Genomic DNA, 16,840 nt, shown 5'->3' on the forward strand with positions numbered 1-16,840 from the left:
CAGAACGTCTTCTGTTTTGGTTGGACTAACTCATTGTCTCATTGTCTCTGGACGTTACAAGGCTAACCGTTGTTCATGACGGATCTCAACGACAAGGATATGCTGGAACAGGCGGCCGAATGGTTCTTTCGGCGCGATGGCGGCCCTCTCTCGGTAGAGGATGAGGTGGCATTCCGTTCTTGGCTTGCGGCCTCAGATCAACACCGCGACGCTTATTCAGAAATTGCCGGCACTTGGCGGGACCTTGGAGCGGCTCAGCTAACCCCGGCCTTTCTAACGCCGCCTCCGCCTGCGCGTGACTTCCTGCGACCGATCGCGGCCGGCTTCACGTTTCTCTGTCTCCTTGGCCTTGGCATTTACGTCCTCGACGTTCCATCGACGTTGTTTGCCGATGGCTATACGGCAATTGGCGAATTCCAGGTCCTGGCTTTGCCGGACGGCTCAACAGCCGAAATGAACAGCGGCACGGCTATTACAATTGCCTACTCTTCTGGTGAACGCAGAATCCACCTTAAGAAGGGTGAGGCTGTCTTCACCGTGATTTCCGATCCGCACCGACCTTTCATTGTGGAGTCCGAGGGAGGCGAGGCAACTGCGCTCGGCACCGTATATGGTGTTCGAAACGATGACCGCGGCGGTGTCGTGACGGTAATCGAAAGCCATGTTGCCGTTTCGGGCAAGCCTGCCGGAGCATCCGTCGAACTCGGCCCGGATGAACGTGTCCGTTACGAAGATGGCCATCTTGGCTCCATCGAGAAAGTGGATGCTGCATCCGAAACGGCATGGAGACGGAGAAAGCTGATCTTCGTCGACCGGCCGCTGGGCGAGGTTATCGACGAACTCAACCGCTATCATAAGGGAGTGATAAGGATTGTCGATGGGTCCATCAGAGCGCGACGGGTCAGCGGCGTGTTTGAGACAAGCGACATCGTCAAGATCATCGAGGCGCTGGAAAAATCCTTTGGATTCAATGACACACGGCTGGGAAGTCTCGTGATCTTGATCCATCGCTGAATTTTTTTGAAATATCTTGATTTCCTTACTCCGGTTTTTCTCTGGGCAAACGTCTTAGACCGCGAAATCATCTGATTGCCTGTTGTCAGCGGTCAGAGATGTGTCCAGGGGGTCTACATGAATTCTCACTTTGCGGCGTCTCACCGCTCCACGCGCAGGCTGGCGGTATTTCTTGCGACGACGGTATTTTTGCCGGTTGTCACGGTTCCTTTCGTCGGCATCGCCGCTGCTCAGGAGCGAGCCGTGACGGTGCGGTATGAAATCGCAGCCGGGCCCCTGCCCCAGGCATTAAACCGCTTTGCAGACGTGGCGGGTTTGCAACTTATCTACGATGCTGCGGCCACACGATCGTTGCGGACAGATGGCTTCCGGGGAGAAGGCGCAGCGCCGGAAGTGATCGCCAAGCTGTTGTCGGGGACTGGACTAACCTGGCGGTTCACCAGCAGAAACAGCGTGACGATTATCGGCCCATCGGAGACGGCAAGCGGCGCGTTTGGCTCTGACGACGCGACCGTCCTTCAGCCCATCATTCTAAGCGGCGGCCAGTCGAGTGAGGATTCCTACAATTTGGATTCCAGCACCACGGCCACCCGTATCTCCGCCGATATTCAGAAGACACCACGTTCGGTAAACGTCGTGACACAGCGACAGATGATCGACCGGGGGGTATCCGATCTCGAAGAAGCAATCGCCTATTCGCCAGGTGTCGCCACCGGACTCTACGGTAACGATGATCGCTACGACCAGTACGTGATCCGCGGTTTTGAAACCCAGAATGTCGGTACCTATCGAGATGGCATGCCGTTGCGCACATTCGGCTGGGCGGCATGGCGGACCGAACCTTTCGGGTTGGAGCGCCTCGATATTCTCCGGGGGCCGACCTCCGATCTTTATGGGTCCAACGAGCCGGGGGGCCTGGTCAATGCCGTGACCAAACGTCCGAGCTTCGAGCCAGGCAATACGGTCTTTGGCCGTCTTTCCAGCTATGGAGGAATGGAGGCCGGCATCGACAGCACTGGCCCGATCGGCGATGATTTCGCCTACCGCTTCGTCGGTGTGGCCAACCGATCAGGCACAAATTATGACGAAGTCGATCAGGGACGTTTCTACGTGGCGCCTTCGTTGACGTGGAAGCCGGAAGACACAACCAGCCTCACTCTTTTCGCAGAAATTCAAAAGGACCATGTCGGAGACAGCTGGTCGGTTGTGCCGGAATACGGATCGCGGCGCCACAACCCGCTTGGGCATTTCTCGCCGGATACCTACACCGGACTTGCAGACCACAACTCCGTCAAAACCAGGCAGACCACCGTCGGCTATGAGTTCGAGCATGAGTTCGAAACGGGCATCACCTTCCATAGCAAAGCGCGATATGCGCAAAACGACTGGCGGATGCGAACCGCGGTTCCGGCCGCTTTCGTCTCGCTGCCTGCACTGTTTGGTGTACCTGGAGCAGATCCGAGTTCGGTTGACACCGCGTTGCTCAGCAAGTTCGATCTAGACCAGAAGGCCTACCAGGCGAGTTTCGATAACAATTTATCTTACGAATTCGAGTCCGGAGACTTGAGCGGCACTATTGTGGCAGGCTTCGACCATTACCTTGCCCGTTCCGATGTGGATTATGCCCAGGGATATCTGGGAGAGCTGAATCTCTTCACGGGTGATCTGACAAACTTCCTGTCCGGGCTTCCCACCCATCTGCCTGCCGTTTTGAACAATGACATAGATCAGACGGGTGTGTATCTGACGAGCCGGAGTGAGTTCGACAACCTCGTTTTCAGTGGCGGCATCCGGCATGATTGGGTCACGAGCTCAACAGAAACGAGTGCCGGAAAGATCACATCCGAAGGTCAGGTGACGTCCGGCAGTTTCGGCATTGCCTGGAATTTCGATGATGCATGGACCGTCTATGGCAACGCTGCCTACTCCTTCAACGTTCCTCCCGCCGGCATCACGGCAAGCGGCGCGGCCCTCGACATGGAGACGTCACGTGCCTACGAAATCGGCCTGCGTTACAAGCTGCCGGAAGACCGCGGTCACTTTAACGTGGCCCTGTTCGACACAACAAAGCTGAACGCCACTTATAACGACCCGACCGACTTGACTGGAATAACAAAGATCCAGGCAGGCAAGGTTCGCTCAATGGGTGTCGACGTCGACGCGCTTCTTGAGCTTAGCCACGGCTTCACGGTTCTCGGCTCCTACACGTATGTGGATGCCGAGGTGACGAAGGATCCGACGCTCCAGGGCAAGAGGCCTGCGAGGGCGCCTGTCCATTCGGCCTCCGCCTGGGTCAAACATGATGTGCAGGCGCCTGCGCTTGAAGGTCTCAGTCTTGGGATCGGGATACGGCATGTCGGCTCATATTTTTCGGATGCCACCAACGCCTATCATATCAGCTCCGCTAACCTTCTCGATGCATCGATCAGCTATCAGCGGGACGGCTGGAGCCTCGTTCTGGCCGCGCGCAACCTCGCCGACAAGGAATACGAGGCCGAATGCAATGCCGCCACATTCGCTACGGCGGTAGGCCCACTGGCGGACTATGCCGGTAGCTGCACCTACAACGAGGGGCGACGGGTGACGTTCACCGCGTCGCGCAAATTCTGAACCAATGCATCCAGCGAAGCGAAGGCACCTCTGGGTGTCAGATTATTCGGGGCACCCGATGCAGGTTTTGAGAAGATTGATAGTCCTGTCGACGCTGTTATTGACCGCGAGCAGCGCGTGTGCGGAAGACTTCCCGCGCACGATCGAGCATCGCTACGGGTCTACGGTCGTGACGACAAAGCCGGTTCGAGTGGTCACACTCAGCTACATCGGGCACGACTTCGCGCTGGCATTGGGGATCAAACCGGCAGGCTTGCGCTACTGGTACGGAAACAACCCAAAGGGCGTCTGGCCTTGGGCAGAGAAAGCTCTCGGAGACGAAGTCCCGGTTGTCTTGAGTGGTCAGATCGATCTCGAACGAATCGCTGCGCTGCACCCTGACCTCATTGAGGGGATGTGGTCAGGCATGACCGAAGCCGAATACCGATTCCTGTCGAGAATAGCGCCCACCTTGCCACCGGCGGCCGACGGCGGGGATTACGACATGCGCTGGCAGGAGATGACCAGAGTTTTCGGTTACGCGACGGCTCGCGAAACGGCCGCAAAGGAGATTATTGATCGACTGGAGGGGAAGTTCGCGGCCGTTCGGGCGGCACACCCCGATTGGCATACGAAGACAGCGGTGATGGCGTCTATACGAGGGCCCGAAACCTTCACGTCGCGCGATGTCAGAAGTCGCTTCCTTGCCGCCCTTGGCTTCAGAACGCCAGACGCGGTCGATGCGCTGGCGGTGGGGCGGAGTTTCTATGTGCGCTTGTCTCCTGAAGATCTGACCCCGATCGACACTGACGTACTGATCTGGCTGAATTCCGGAAAAGGGCGCCCTGAGTTCGCAAGCCAGCCGCTTTATCCCTTTCTCCGTGCTGTCAGGACTGGGCGTGAGGTCCATGCTGACGTCCTGCTTTCTGCAGCGCTTTCACATTCCAGTCCGCTCAGCCTCGACTATGCGCTTTCGAGCCTCGTTCCGGAGCTTGAGAAGGTGCTGGCAAGTACTTCGCCCTCAAACGCTGCTAGCGCCGGGGGCCAAAACCCATGAAGAGCCGGCCGCTGTTACTCCTCGCGTTGCCCATTTTCCTGATATTGTTCGGTCTGACACTCTCACTCGGCCCTCGGCCTATTACGTTTAACGAGCTGTGGAATGCACTCGTTGCCAGGGATTTTAATCGGCCCGAAGATATTGTCGTGTGGTCGTTGCGAATACCGCGGCTGGTGGCAGCCTTATTGTGCGGCGCGGCCCTCGGAGCGGCTGGCTCCATCATGCAGACAGTTACCCGAAACCCGTTGGCAGACCCTGGGCTGCTTGGAATCAATGCCGGAGCGGCTTTCGGTGTGGTGATCTTCATTGCCGTTGCCGGCGATGCAATAACATTGGCAAGATCGGTGGCCGCCATGGCGGGCGCAACCTCGGGTGCCTTGGCTGTTCTGGCGCTTGGAGCCTTTGCGGGCAGCAGGCCGCACCCCATACGTCTGCTTCTCGCGGGTGCTGCCGTCAGCGCGTTCTTCCTGGCGATTGTGCGTGGCTTCCTTTTGCTGAACCAGCAAGCGCTCGACACCTATCGTTTCTGGGTCATGGGCGGGCTTGACGGGATATCCATGGCAGCCATCGGGACGTTGTCGCCACTGTTCGCCGCAGGCCTCGTCCTCGCGGTGGCTGCCGGATTGATGCTGAACGCCTATGTGCTCGGCGAGGATCTCGCCAGGTCGCTTGGCGTCGATATCCGGCTCGCCTACCTGCTTGGACTTGCCGCCGCCGTTTGTCTCTGCTCGGCCGTTGTCACGCTGGCAGGCCCTATCGGCTTTGTCGGACTGATCGCGCCACATCTTGCCATGGGGCTGGTCGCCGGGGACGAGCGTATTCGGCTATTGGTGTCGGCCCTTCTGGGCGCCACCATCCTCCTGGCTGCCGATATCGCTGGACGTCTGCTGTTTGCCGGCACGGGCATGCAGGCGGGGGTGATGGTCGCCGTGATCGGCGCACCGGCTCTGATCCTTGCAATCCGGAGAGGACGGGTAGGCGTATGAGAAGGCCAACTGCTGTGACGTGGCGATGCTTTGCGTTTTCCGGGAGGGTTAACCCGCAGACGCTTGTCTTGACCGTGCTGACGCTTGCAATCCTCATGTCTGTCTCCGGGCTTGCTCTGTACTTTGGAAACTATCCGCTGACCACGGCGGAAATATCGACCATTCTCTTTCAGCAAGGGGATGAAACCCCCGATATCGTCATTTGGTATCATCGTCTGCCGCGCCTTCTCGTCGGGATCGGGGCTGGCGCAGCTTTTGGCGTCGCCGGCGCACTGATCCAGGACATGTTGCGCAATCCGTTGGCTTCTCCAGACATCGTCGGATTTAGTTCCGGCGCTGCCACCGGAGCGCTTTTCACCGTTATGCTGACCGGAAGCAGTTTTTGGGTCTTGCCAGGAGCCATGGTTGGCGGCGTGTTGTCCGCAGCGTTCGTTCTCGCGCTCGCCTGGAACAAGGGGCTGTCGTCAGCGCGTCTCGTGATTACAGGTTTGGCGCTGAGCCTCTTCCTCATGGCTCTCGTCGATATCATGATGGCGCGGCTAGATCTCTTGACCGCCGCAGACATCATGAAATGGCTCGTCGGCGCGTTTCCCAGTCCCGAATGGGGTGACGTAGTCCTGATCTTTGGCGCATTGATCATACTTGGGCCGTTCGCGCTATGGCAGGGATTTGCACTGAAGAGCCTGGCACTAGGCGATGACATTGCCACAGGTCTAGGGCTCAACGTCTCGACAACCCGATTGAAAATCCTCTTTCTGTCAGTTGGCCTCACCGCATGCGCCGTCAGTGTAGCCGGGCCCCTGCCGTTCGTCGCCTTCGCAGCCAATCCAATCGCCCGCAGGCTTTCAGCTGCATCCGGTGCGGGCAACGGCTCGCCGCTTTTGGGAGCCGCGGCAATCGGGGCGTGCCTGACGGTCCTTGCCGATCTTGTCTGCCGTTCTCTCCCTATTGGGGCCGATCTTCCGACCGGGGTCTTCACTGCGATGATCGGAGCCCCGCTATTGGCGTGGCAACTTACCCTCGAAATCCGCAAGGGAGTGATTTGATGAAAACCGCCACCTTTCCACTGTCAGCTGGAGGCCTGACACTGACGCGGCCGGTCGGCACTGTGCTCGACGACATCGGTCTTGCTGTGCCAAGGGGAAAGATCAGTGTCGTCATCGGTCCCAACGCCTGCGGGAAGTCAACATTGCTGCGTTGCCTCGCCCGGCTTTTGCGGCCGGATGAGGGGGAGGTGTTGCTTGAAGGAGACCCCATCGATCGCCAGAAGTCGAAACAGGTCGCAAGGCAGCTGGCGATCCTGCCGCAAAATTCGACCGTCCCGGAATATCTACGCGTATTCGATCTGGTCGCGCGGGGAAGAACTCCATGGCAGTCACCTTTGTCACAATGGTCCCGCGGAGATGCTCTGGCGGTCGAGCGAGCCCTGGCGCTGGCCGGTGTAGAGGCGTATTCACTTCGGCCCCTGTCGGAACTGTCCGGCGGACAGCGCCAACGAGCCTTCATCGCAATGATATTGGCGCAGGACGCACCAATCCTCTTGCTCGACGAGCCGACAACGTTTCTGGATCTGCCCCATCAGATCGAGCTTCTGGATCTGGTGCGAAAGCTGAATCGGGAGAGTGCCAAAACGGTCGTCATGGTTCTCCACGACATCAATCTGGCCGCACGTTTCGCCGATCATGTATTTGCACTCAAGGATGGGAAAATACATCGCGAGGGCGCGCCGGGCGATGTGATCACGGAGGCGACGATGCGGCAGATTTTTGGGTTGGATTGTCTCGTCATACCCGATCCGCTGCATGGTTGTCCGCACGTGATTCCTCGGTGAAAGGGCAAATGATGTCGGTCATGGAGCGGAATCCACATCCTTTCATCGCGCATGCGGTATTTCCGGGCATCGGGTTCGAGATCGTAAAGTCGATCATTCTACGTGAGGCACAACAGCAAGGTCTGCCCATTGTTGAGGAAAATGGCTGTGTTGGTTGCCGCACGGACCTTGGCGAAATCCTCGTATGCGCAGCATCCGATGGTCTCGAAATGACGGTAACGGCTGCACAGAGCGATACCCTCCAGCTGCTGCGCGACGAGATCGGGGAGCATCTGCTAGAGGTCGCGCCGGAAATAGCCCGTGTTCTGTGCTGGAAAACAGTAGACGGTGCCGGTGTATCGCCGCCGGGTTTCCGTCTCTGCAAGGTCGTCTCGGTCAACCCTATTGGGTCGGCTTTCCTGCGTGTGCGGCTGTCGGGTCGCGACCTCCAGCCCTTCACTGGGGATGCCATCCACTTTCGGCTTATACAGCCACCATGCAGCGGGCCGCCGGCCTGGCCCTATATTGGCAATAACGGCCGGACCGTATGGCCGACAGGAGACGGCGCGATGCATCGCCCCGTCTACACAGTCCGGAACGCAGATCCGGACGCGAGCTGGATCGAGTTTGATGTGTTTAGGCACCTCGGCGGCCGCACCGGCAAGTGGGCTGAGACCGCTCCCGCGGATGATGTCGTTGGTATCATGGGGCTTGGCCGAGGAAAGCTGATCCAACGCCCCCAATGGCTGATCGTAGGTGACGAGGCAGCATTTCCCGCAATCGCAAGGTTATTGGAAGCACAGGCAGTGGACATAACGGGCTCTGTTTTTCTTCTCGAAACCGTGCCCGGATCCGCCGAATATCCCATTCCAACTCCGGCGGGCGTCAGCCTGACGACGCTTTGCGTGGATGCGATCGGCGATTGGTCTGCCGTAATGGCAGCCCTCCCGCCGTTGCCCCACGATCTGCGAAATGTCTGTGTTTGGTTCGCTGCTGGGAAAGATATGGCCGACGACTTCAGGAACCTCTCCATCATCCAATCTCGCCGCCCGCCTGATCTCCACATTGCGGCCTACTGGTCATAACCTGCATTGGCAGGACGGCATTCCAAGCACTCCCACTGCAAGCAAGGTGCGGCGGTTCAAATGCGCGCCCCGCCTTGTGCCAATAATACGCTCAAAGTTCATCAACGCTGGCATCATATGATCCGACTTTGCAGGTAAAGGCCGCGATAGAACACCTCCATGTTCGACCATCATCTGATCCGTTTTTTCATTTCCTGTTACCCCACCAAATCCGACGTAGGGAATTGTGTCCAACTATCTTTATTCGCCCTGAGTGGATCACGGCGAAGTGGAAAAGCCGATCAAATCGTGCTGAAAATCAACACACGGTCAAGGTGCGTGTCAAACAGCACTGACGTTGATGGAAAGGTACTACCACATGGTTTTCAACATGACGTTTGGCATTCGATTCATCCGCATCCTGACAAACCTGTTGCGTCGATCGGCGTTCATGGCCGCTATTTGCATCTCTCTCCCAGCACACGGAATGGAAGATCCCGTCAGCGGACTGAAGATCAATCTCGGCAGTGGATTCGTCATCAAGCGCGACTCTGCAAAGGACCCGGTATATGATGTCCTTTTCGGGATCGACCCCGCCTCCGGGCAACCGCGGCCAGTCGGAACATCAAGCTATCTCTGCGGCGTTACGTTTCGTGCCGATCCCCAGAACGTCGGTTTCACTCAGCCTCAGATCAACGCGAGATCCTTGATGAGAAATGGAGCGTACAGGCCCGGAGATCGCTCTCGGCTAGCATAGAGCTGGAGACCGCCAGCGCTTTCGAGATCGATGACATTTCCGGAGTCGAGTTCATCGGCGTTCCTAAAACCGGTCCTGACCACGCGAACGTTCGGATGATGATGTCCATGCTCGAAACCCCCAAGGGACGCACAACCGTTACCTGCGCTACCACCAAGGCGAGTTTCAATGATGTCATGCCAATGTTCCATAGGATCCGAGATGCCATCAGCCCTCCGCGCTAGGAGCGCCTCCTGAGCTCTCACAATTTGGTCGAAGCCCTCATGAAAGCAGCAAGCCGCCCCAGATTATGCCTGGTGACCTGCGGTCGGAGGGGCCGGGGTCAGTGAAGTTCGCACTGACCTCTCCAGGATAGGTTTCACGAGCCCGCGATCGGCATGGAGCAAGAACGCGCTCACGGAAGTTCTGAATCCGCAGCCTTCATGGCGGCGGAATCCTACGGCACGATACATATCGGGAGCGAGAACTTCGGACCAGATAATCAGGCGGCCCAAGGTCTTGAGGGATCCGAACTCACGGCACCTACATGCAGACGTAGTTATCTGGACCAGGGATTAATAACTTTCAGCCCAGCAGCCTCGAAAGGGCTGGTATCACGAGTGGCGATCGCGAGGCCGTTTGCTGCCGCTGTGGCTGCAATGTAGCCATCAGCCGTGCCAATCGCTCTCCCACATACCCGAGCGCGTGCCATCAGTCCGGAATAAGACTGAGAAGCAGCCAGGTCGAAGAACAGGATGCGCTCGGAAAAGTGGGGCAGCACTTCGCCCTCAAGGCGGTCGCGAAGGATAGTTTGCCGTTTCCCTGAAGGCATAGCAGCGATCCCGAAGCGAAGTTCAGCAATCGTTATCGCGGATAGGAAAAGCGTTTCGATAGCTTGGGCGTCCAACCAGGCGGTTACTGCCTCATCAGGTACCGGTTTCCAAGGCTCGGATATAACGTTGGTGTCCAGCAAGATCATTCGAAGGTCATCGGTTCAGCAGGTGTCTTGTCGCGGCTTTTCTCTATGGCTTCAACGTCGCTGTCGGAAAGCCCGGCGTCGCGACCAATGGCAGACAGCAAGGAACCGAGCTTTATACGTTCGGGAGGACGGACAGCGGCTTCAAGAATGTCGCGGATCTCGGCCTCGGTGCTCCGGCCATGATGAGCGGCTCGAACGCGCAGAGCACGATGTGTTTCGTCAGAAAGGTTTCGAATGGTGACTGCCGGCATTGATATCACCTCCGTAAAAATGATGGCCTTGATATCAAATATACAGAAATGACCCAACTTCTCAAGACGTTCATTGACGAGGACGAACATCCCGTCAGTTTAGATATCCCGCCTTGAAAGGATCTGAACCGCTGACACCCTACGCAAATGAGCTAAGGGTTTGATAAAACGAACGCCGCGGCATAAGGTTACAGCGGAGGTGCCGCAAATGGAAGCTGTATGCCCTCAGAAGTGCGTATGTAGTAACTCCGCGGCTATCCGGAAAATGTACCCAGAACCGTGGTTATGGTTAACTGCATCTCAACTCTTCGATTGTAGTTGATGTGAGGATCGGATAGCCTGTTTTTATAATTGCCCTTGCATGCGAGACGTTAGAAAATGGTCAGCTTAGACGACCGGATCGGCATTTTGGCTGAACAACACGGCCTGGCCCGCGCTAGCCTGTTCCGCAGCAGGAATACGTATCCCCAAGGTGACCACGAGGTTTTGCTGGACGGCGCCTACGGTAGCTTCGCAGTTTCGGTTGCCCAGGATGTAGACCCGATAGAGGCCTCATCCTGGGTCTGGTCATCGAACATACCTCACCATGTGCTCTTTAAGGGCGATAAGGTCAGGGTGCTGCGCTGGGATCGGCCTGATGACGCGACGGAATTCGATAGCGGTCGAGTATTGGACAGCCCAGCTGATTTCTATAACCACCTGCGGTCTGATAGGACGGAAGACCGCCGCTCCATCGTCGAGCATTCGGTGTTACTGTTCAATCGGGTGCGCAGCCTTGTCCAGCACGCAGAACTGCCAGATGAAAAGTCAATCTCGGTCTATCTGACGCTCCTTTCATTGTTTGCCGGCGAACAGCAATCCGACGGGCGGGGCATTTCGGAACAAGTCTTGCCTGCCGGTGCTAGACAATTGCTGTCGTCGATCCGCAGTAGCGATGTCGAGGGAATATACAAAGACTTTCAGACCCTGCAGCTAGGCAACCGCTCGTTGGCCGCCAACGTTGCGCTGGCGATGCGACATGCATCTGGCGCTATATTTCAAGAAGCCCACTACACTCTTGTCCAGACTCCACCGCCCGACCTGTTCAATTATCTAGGCCCTGCTGTCGTGCGTAAGCCGGCGCGCGGGGGCGTTCATTTTACGCCGCCATTTTTGGCTAGGGCCTTATCCGAACAGGTACTTCTGTCTCTCGGAGACCTGCACTCTCGAAAACATATCGCGATAGCCGACATCGCGTGCGGGTCTGCTGCCTTTCTGGTGGAAGCCTTGCGGGCGTTGGAGAGGTTCAAGTATCGAGGTCGGATCACGCTGATCGGACGAGACACGTCGCAGGTAGCCATCGATATGGCCCGCTTCGTACTCGGCATGGCAAGTAATGAATGGCCTGGGAGCCAGCGCGTCACGCTCGACCTTGCGGTCGCAGATTCTCTCAGAACAAAGCTTTCCTCTCCCGTCGATGTGGTTGTCATGAATCCGCCATTTGGTAGCTGGCAGGAGCTTGATCTCATGCAAAGAAGCTACCTGTCGGAGACATTGAGAAAAACCGCAGGGGCCAGGCCGGATCTCAGCACAGCTTTCGTTGAATGCGCACTTGACATTGTAAAGAGGGATGGGGCCGTCGCCACGCTTTTACCTGCTAACGCGCTCGACGCCAAGTCTGCCAGTTCATGGAGGCACCACCTCGCCGAGAGGAAGCGCGTTTACCTGTCTGCGCTATTCGACGACCAGACAATCTTTTCGCATGCCCGTGTGCGTGTTGGCGCCCTGATCTTGAGCGGCAATCCTATCGATGAAACAATTAAGCTGCATGCCGGAATCAATCCGGAAAGCGCGGGCGACTCATTGCGTGCGCTCAGATTGAAGCGATGGGCTATCGATGACGAGGCCGGCTTTTCGCTCACCATCGAGCCTTCGCGAACTTCATCCAGAATACCCAGCTCGCCTTCGTCTGGTGCTGAAGCGCTGCCCGACCAGAACCTTGGCCGGTTACGTCCGCTAACGCGAATTGCCAAGCAAACGCTAAAAACCACAATTGCAGACGTTTTCGAGGTTCGGCAAGGCATTCGCACCGGTGAAAACGCTGCATTCGTTCTCAACGAGGCACAATGGAGTGAGCTGCCTATAGCCGAGCGCCGATTTTTCCGTGCAGCCATTTCATCCAAGGGCATTGCAACAGGCCGGGTGACGCGTTTGTTCCACGTGTTCTATCCATATGGCGAGGCGCACGGGATAGAAAATGAGACTCAGCTGCGCCAATGGCTGCCACACTACAGCGCTTTATATCTCGAACCGAATCGTCAAAAGCTCGCCCAAAGGCGTGGCAAGGCAAGCCGGTGGTGGGAGTTGAGCTGGCCTCGCTTAGGCATGGAGACCACCCCACCTACATTTGTGTCAAAATACTGGGCAAAACCCGGTGGCATTGTCCGCCACACGCCTAGTGATGCCATGGTGCTGCAAGGTTTTGGTTGGGTCGTTCGACAATCGCCGGAGGGCGAGCTTGCAGCGAATGAACGGCAGCAGATCGAATTCGCGTACCTGTCTTTCTTGAACTCTTCCGCATTTTTCAACCTTGTGGCAGAGCATGCTCCTCCGACAGGTGGAGGCCAGTTTGACATGAGTCCTCGCTATATTCTGGACATACCGGTACCCGATCTTTTCAAGAACTATAGAAGCTTGGAAAGAGAGATTGGTGCGTTGTCGGAGTTTGCGGCGTCTCATCTCGCGGCCAAACCGGACGACCCCACGGGGTTCGAAGCCGAAATCGAGGCCATTGCCACCGCCATTTTGGGACTGGATCGCAAGCCGGGTAACGGCCGGGCAGCAAGCCCCGCCAGCACGCTTCCCCTGTGGGCCAAGCCTTTCGTCGAAAAGGGGATGGATGGAACCGAGCGGGGCTACCGGGTGAGGATATTGGGGAAGATTCAGGAACTGGCGCAGTCAGGGAACTATGTCGAAATCAATGATGCGCTTGAGGCCTCGCCTGTTTCTCAACTTGCGGAAACATCATTGATGACCCTTCTGCGTGGCACATACCGATTCAAGTCGCAGCTTAGAGATTGGAATGGCTTTCGTGATCGGGTAGCCCTCGAACTCGATCAGCGAGGACAGAATGTGAAGCGGCTCCTTATCGGATTATACGAATGACATTCCAGCACTGTGGGCAAGTTACGCCCAATCCTGCCTATGTCGGTATCGCGATCAAATCAACATCCCAGCGACACCAGCGCATGCATGTCGGCCTGCTATACCGCCATTCCAGTGGTGGGATTAGGTTCGCCCATCTCGCGATGCACAACAATCTGTGCGATGATCCGCTTCCACTCGAACCTGACTTTCTTTGGTCGGATTGTGAAGCGCTTTCCCACGCTGATTCACTGAGCGAATTCGTGGCCGATTTCATCGAGATGTGCGCCCAGTCGAAACAGATCCCCTACGGGCCGAATCCTCCCGAAGCAGCCTTCGACGAAAAGGGACGATACAAAAGTCGAGATGTTAGCGAAGGCCTCACCTGTGCAACCTATGTCTCGTCGGTTCTGCATGGCGCGGGCTTTCCCGTAGTGCAGCTTGAAACATGGCAAAGCCGTCCGGATGACGCACAATGGTGGTCACCGATATTCGACTACCTGAATGTAAAAGAACCTGCACGCGCGGCAGAGTTAAAAGGTATTAGTGTCGGTTTTCGCCTTCGGCCAGATGAGGTCGCGGTCGCTTCAACCTGCGCCCATCCGCCAATTTCTTACGATGATGCGCTCATACAATCGCGGCCTTTGCAACAGCTTCTTTTCCCCCCGCCACCACCACGAGCTGAACTCAACGCGAGCGAAATCTCACCGCAGAGCTCGATCGGCCAGATACAGAGCAATTTCCCATCAGAAAGCATCATACCCAGCGGCCAAAAGTAATTCCGGCATTCGTGAGTTTGAACTGCTTGATGGCGTCGGCGATGGCCTTCCCTATGGTCACGCGAATCCGCCATCACAGAACCAGGGGTCGGCAGCCCACGCCGAATAAGCGGCCGTTCGCCAGCCGTTTCGGCGAGCATTCCTGCAGCTACTCGCTTTCGCCATTAATTCCTCGCGAACAGCATTCAGCCCTCCGGCACCATGCGTTTGATGCAGCGAGTATCTTATGTTCAACAACTCCTCAGCAGCTTGAGAGGCATACAGCGCCGCGAGCTTTAGGCCCTTGAAGTGATTTCGGACCCTTTGCATAAGAATTGGATCCCAAGCTGCAACGGCTTGTACCTCGAAGAGGAGAGCGCTGGGCGATGTCGGCACGACGCTCGCGACCAACCACGCCTCGGAGTCGACATCGTCGTAATAGGGATGAATGCTAACCTCTTGCGCCGTAGTCGGAAACCCTGCCAGTTTTGCCTTGTTGCAATCGGTACATGATGGGACCAGGTTCAAAGGCGACACAGCAAGCGCCGGGTAGTGAGCCTTGGGCAGATGGTGATCCAATGTCATCACGTTTCGATGGGCACAGAGGGGACAGCGGCCGTTAGGCGCAGAAGCGAAAATCTCGTCATAAATTGGACGCCCGGGACCTTTTGCTCCCGCCATTCGCTGAGTGTAAACGGTCTCCATTTCATCCTTTGTTACTGCGACAACCGGTGCGATCCTGGGAATGGAATGAAGGTTCTGAAGTGGTCCGGCAACGTCATATGCGGCGGAGGCGTCAACAACAGCACTTGCTGCAGCGTTCAGCCGAGTTTTCAGGTTGACGTTTTTGACACGGCTGATGCAGAGGGTGAACGTGTCGAGTGCGGTTTGGGCTGGTTTGTCGAGTTTCAGCATCAGATGTCGTTCGCATCTCTCGCTACGATCAAGGCCCGCACAAGAGCGCGTGCTTCACCGCCGAGTTCGTTGCCAAACTTTTCGACAATTCCATTGAAGGTCGATCCGCTCTGAACCTCATCCGTAAGCAATTTGTGAAACCCGGAATGAGTTACCTCGAGGCCGAACACCTCGCGAGTTAGGATGCCGACGTTCTCGCCAAACGTCTCGACTTCCGGTCTCTCAGCTATAGAGCGCTCTCCTATCCGTCGGATCTTCCAGCAGCAATTCATTGGCACTTCCTGGAGGACCACCGGAGAGTGCGTTGCAATAACTGCCACTCCATTCCTGTTGACCAGTAGGTCCGACAACGCCCTGACGAAAGCTGACAACAAAGGCGGATGCAAATGCGCCTCGGGCTCATCGAGTAGGACAAGCGTGCGCTCCTCAACTGTCTCAACCAGTCGAGTTATCGTCAAAAGGACGATTTTGTGGCCCGAACTCAGCAAGTCGAATTTGCGCCGGGCTTCTCCTTTCACATCTTCGCTGTCGAGCTCAGGGTTTGCTAGTTCGACCACTTCCGCATCGCTAAAGACGCGATCGGTCTCAAGTGTTTCTAGGGCACGTTGCCATCGTGAGGCCCGTGCCCCCTGACGGCATGCGAGCACGCTGTTTGCAAACTCTGTTGCCAATCTCGCTGGAGATTTGGGCACCAGGCGTCTATCTTTGTCCGCACTGTCGATACGTTTCAGACCGACGTATGTATAAAGAATGCCTTCGCTTTTGTTTTGTCGGTTGGGAAGCGGCTCAAATGAGTCGAATGCACTAAAGGAGACGGATACAATGTTCGCGAAAACCTGATCTTCCAGAATATCCTCTGGATCTCCTTCAAACGATCCGACTTCGCTTGTCCGAGCGTTCGAATCGACTATTGCCCGAGTCATGTTGTTGAGCAGATGGGTCTTCCCGACTCCGTTTCGTCCGATAATTACATGCACGTTTGTCGGCGGGTTTGAGCCTGGCTCGACTTCAAACTCAAAGACCGGAGGCGACACAGCGACTCTCCGAGGCTTAGGCCCGGTATAGGAAAAGCGGTATTTTGAAAGCCGGGCGCCCCCACGCGACATGCGTGAAAACTGTCCTCGCACCGTTGCCGGCGTGACTGACCGCAAAAGCGAAACACCCGTGACACCCTCTTCGCGGGCGAGTTGAAAACGATCAAGATCAAACGCCATATCGCGCAAACCGCGCAGAATAAAGTCGCGCGCTTCATCTCCGAGGTTGTTCAAGTCTTCATAGTAGCTGTCGTCTTGGCCAAGGGAGAAGAACTCCTCGCCGAGCTCATCGAACTCCACGGGCAACGCTGGACGTCGCTGCTCCTTCTCCATTTTGAACTGGCCAATCTTAACGCCACCTATGTCATGCCGCGTTCCGTCTCCGTCAAAGACCACCAATTGGTACAAGGTATTGTATTTAAACCAGTCATCCCAATTGTCGGTCAGCAGAAAAGCGCAGCCGATAGCATCGGCCGGTGGCCTTACACCATGCGCTAGAACTTTAAAGAACAAGACGTTTCCCC

13 protein-coding genes are annotated in these 16,840 nt (G+C 56.6%); 9 read left to right on the forward strand and 4 right to left on the reverse strand.

Going from position 1 to position 16,840, the window contains the following annotated elements:
- The first annotated feature begins 75 nt into the window (after window positions 1-75).
- From ACSQ3G_RS30850 to ACSQ3G_RS30880, 7 genes are all read left to right on the forward strand, one after another.
- Entirely contained in the window at window positions 76-1,014 is a 939-nt protein-coding gene (locus ACSQ3G_RS30850; RefSeq protein WP_105403700.1) for a FecR family protein, read from the forward strand.
- Window positions 1,015-1,131: 117 nt separating this feature from the next.
- Window positions 1,132-3,624 (forward strand): TonB-dependent siderophore receptor, encoded by a 2,493-nt coding sequence (locus tag ACSQ3G_RS30855; RefSeq protein ID WP_436113051.1) that lies wholly within the window; start codon window positions 1,132-1,134, stop codon window positions 3,622-3,624.
- A 58-nt stretch (window positions 3,625-3,682) separates the two neighbouring features.
- Complete coding sequence (locus tag ACSQ3G_RS30860; RefSeq protein ID WP_172723933.1) at window positions 3,683-4,660, forward strand: iron-siderophore ABC transporter substrate-binding protein; 978 nt, start codon at window positions 3,683-3,685, stop codon at window positions 4,658-4,660.
- Window positions 4,657-5,646, forward strand: coding sequence for a FecCD family ABC transporter permease (locus tag ACSQ3G_RS30865; RefSeq protein WP_436113052.1), 990 nt, complete (start codon window positions 4,657-4,659; stop codon window positions 5,644-5,646). The genes ACSQ3G_RS30860 and ACSQ3G_RS30865 overlap by 4 nt, the downstream gene beginning before the upstream one ends.
- 74 nt (window positions 5,647-5,720) lie before the next feature.
- Window positions 5,721-6,692: a FecCD family ABC transporter permease gene (locus tag ACSQ3G_RS30870; protein ID WP_436113242.1), complete on the forward strand. Its 972-nt coding sequence runs from the start codon at window positions 5,721-5,723 to the stop codon at window positions 6,690-6,692.
- Complete coding sequence (locus ACSQ3G_RS30875; RefSeq protein WP_105403705.1) at window positions 6,692-7,477, forward strand: ABC transporter ATP-binding protein; 786 nt, start codon at window positions 6,692-6,694, stop codon at window positions 7,475-7,477. The genes ACSQ3G_RS30870 and ACSQ3G_RS30875 overlap by 1 nt, the downstream gene beginning before the upstream one ends.
- An 8-nt stretch (window positions 7,478-7,485) precedes the next feature.
- Window positions 7,486-8,541, forward strand: a complete 1,056-nt coding sequence (locus tag ACSQ3G_RS30880; RefSeq protein WP_436113053.1) for a siderophore-interacting protein — start codon at window positions 7,486-7,488, stop codon at window positions 8,539-8,541.
- A gap of 1,274 nt (window positions 8,542-9,815) precedes the next feature.
- On the opposite strand, the gene ACSQ3G_RS30885 is transcribed toward ACSQ3G_RS30880, so the two are convergent.
- A complete protein-coding gene (locus ACSQ3G_RS30885; RefSeq protein ID WP_436113054.1) occupies window positions 9,816-10,235 on the reverse strand; it encodes a type II toxin-antitoxin system VapC family toxin in 420 nt (139 codons plus the stop codon).
- Window positions 10,232-10,486 (reverse strand): FitA-like ribbon-helix-helix domain-containing protein, encoded by a 255-nt coding sequence (locus tag ACSQ3G_RS30890; RefSeq protein ID WP_436113243.1) that lies wholly within the window; start codon window positions 10,484-10,486, stop codon window positions 10,232-10,234. Before ACSQ3G_RS30890 ends, ACSQ3G_RS30885 begins: the two co-directional genes overlap by 4 nt.
- A 378-nt stretch (window positions 10,487-10,864) precedes the next feature.
- On the opposite strand from ACSQ3G_RS30890, the gene ACSQ3G_RS30895 reads away from it, so the two are divergent.
- Together ACSQ3G_RS30895 and ACSQ3G_RS30900 are read left to right on the forward strand one after the other, a co-directional pair.
- On the forward strand, window positions 10,865-13,630 hold the full coding sequence (locus tag ACSQ3G_RS30895; RefSeq protein ID WP_436113055.1) for an N-6 DNA methylase: 2,766 nt from the start codon (window positions 10,865-10,867) through the stop codon (window positions 13,628-13,630).
- Window positions 13,627-14,388, forward strand: coding sequence for a hypothetical protein (locus ACSQ3G_RS30900; RefSeq protein ID WP_436113056.1), 762 nt, complete (start codon window positions 13,627-13,629; stop codon window positions 14,386-14,388). The genes ACSQ3G_RS30895 and ACSQ3G_RS30900 overlap by 4 nt, the downstream gene beginning before the upstream one ends.
- Window positions 14,389-14,445: 57 nt before the next feature.
- Here the strand turns inward: ACSQ3G_RS30900 and ACSQ3G_RS30905 are convergent, their stop codons facing one another.
- On the reverse strand, window positions 14,446-15,282 hold the full coding sequence (locus tag ACSQ3G_RS30905; protein ID WP_436113057.1) for an HNH endonuclease: 837 nt from the start codon (window positions 15,280-15,282) through the stop codon (window positions 14,446-14,448).
- Complete coding sequence (locus ACSQ3G_RS30910; RefSeq protein WP_436113058.1) at window positions 15,282-16,829, reverse strand: AAA family ATPase; 1,548 nt, start codon at window positions 16,827-16,829, stop codon at window positions 15,282-15,284. The genes ACSQ3G_RS30905 and ACSQ3G_RS30910 overlap by 1 nt, the downstream gene beginning before the upstream one ends.
- Between the last annotated feature and the right edge of the window lie 11 nt (window positions 16,830-16,840).

The organism is Neorhizobium tomejilense, assembly GCF_964254135.1.
In the GTDB taxonomy this organism is placed as follows: Bacteria; Pseudomonadota; Alphaproteobacteria; order Rhizobiales; family Rhizobiaceae; genus Neorhizobium; species Neorhizobium tomejilense.

Excerpts from the sequence above, each read along its gene's own strand:
- ACSQ3G_RS30850 (WP_105403700.1), top strand. The coding sequence starts at position 76 with ATGACGGATCTCAACGACAAGGATATGCTGGAACAGGCGGCCGAATGG.
- ACSQ3G_RS30855 (WP_436113051.1), top strand. The coding sequence starts at position 1,132 with ATGAATTCTCACTTTGCGGCGTCTCACCGCTCCACGCGCAGGCTGGCG.
- ACSQ3G_RS30860 (WP_172723933.1), top strand. The coding sequence starts at position 3,683 with ATGCAGGTTTTGAGAAGATTGATAGTCCTGTCGACGCTGTTATTGACC.
- ACSQ3G_RS30865 (WP_436113052.1), top strand. The coding sequence starts at position 4,657 with ATGAAGAGCCGGCCGCTGTTACTCCTCGCGTTGCCCATTTTCCTGATA.
- ACSQ3G_RS30875 (WP_105403705.1), top strand. The coding sequence starts at position 6,692 with ATGAAAACCGCCACCTTTCCACTGTCAGCTGGAGGCCTGACACTGACG.
- ACSQ3G_RS30880 (WP_436113053.1), top strand. The coding sequence starts at position 7,486 with ATGATGTCGGTCATGGAGCGGAATCCACATCCTTTCATCGCGCATGCG.
- ACSQ3G_RS30885 (WP_436113054.1), bottom strand. The coding sequence starts at position 10,235 with ATGATCTTGCTGGACACCAACGTTATATCCGAGCCTTGGAAACCGGTA.
- ACSQ3G_RS30890 (WP_436113243.1), bottom strand. The coding sequence starts at position 10,486 with ATGCCGGCAGTCACCATTCGAAACCTTTCTGACGAAACACATCGTGCT.
- ACSQ3G_RS30895 (WP_436113055.1), top strand. The coding sequence starts at position 10,865 with ATGGTCAGCTTAGACGACCGGATCGGCATTTTGGCTGAACAACACGGC.
- ACSQ3G_RS30900 (WP_436113056.1), top strand. The coding sequence starts at position 13,627 with ATGACATTCCAGCACTGTGGGCAAGTTACGCCCAATCCTGCCTATGTC.
- ACSQ3G_RS30905 (WP_436113057.1), bottom strand. The coding sequence starts at position 15,282 with ATGCTGAAACTCGACAAACCAGCCCAAACCGCACTCGACACGTTCACC.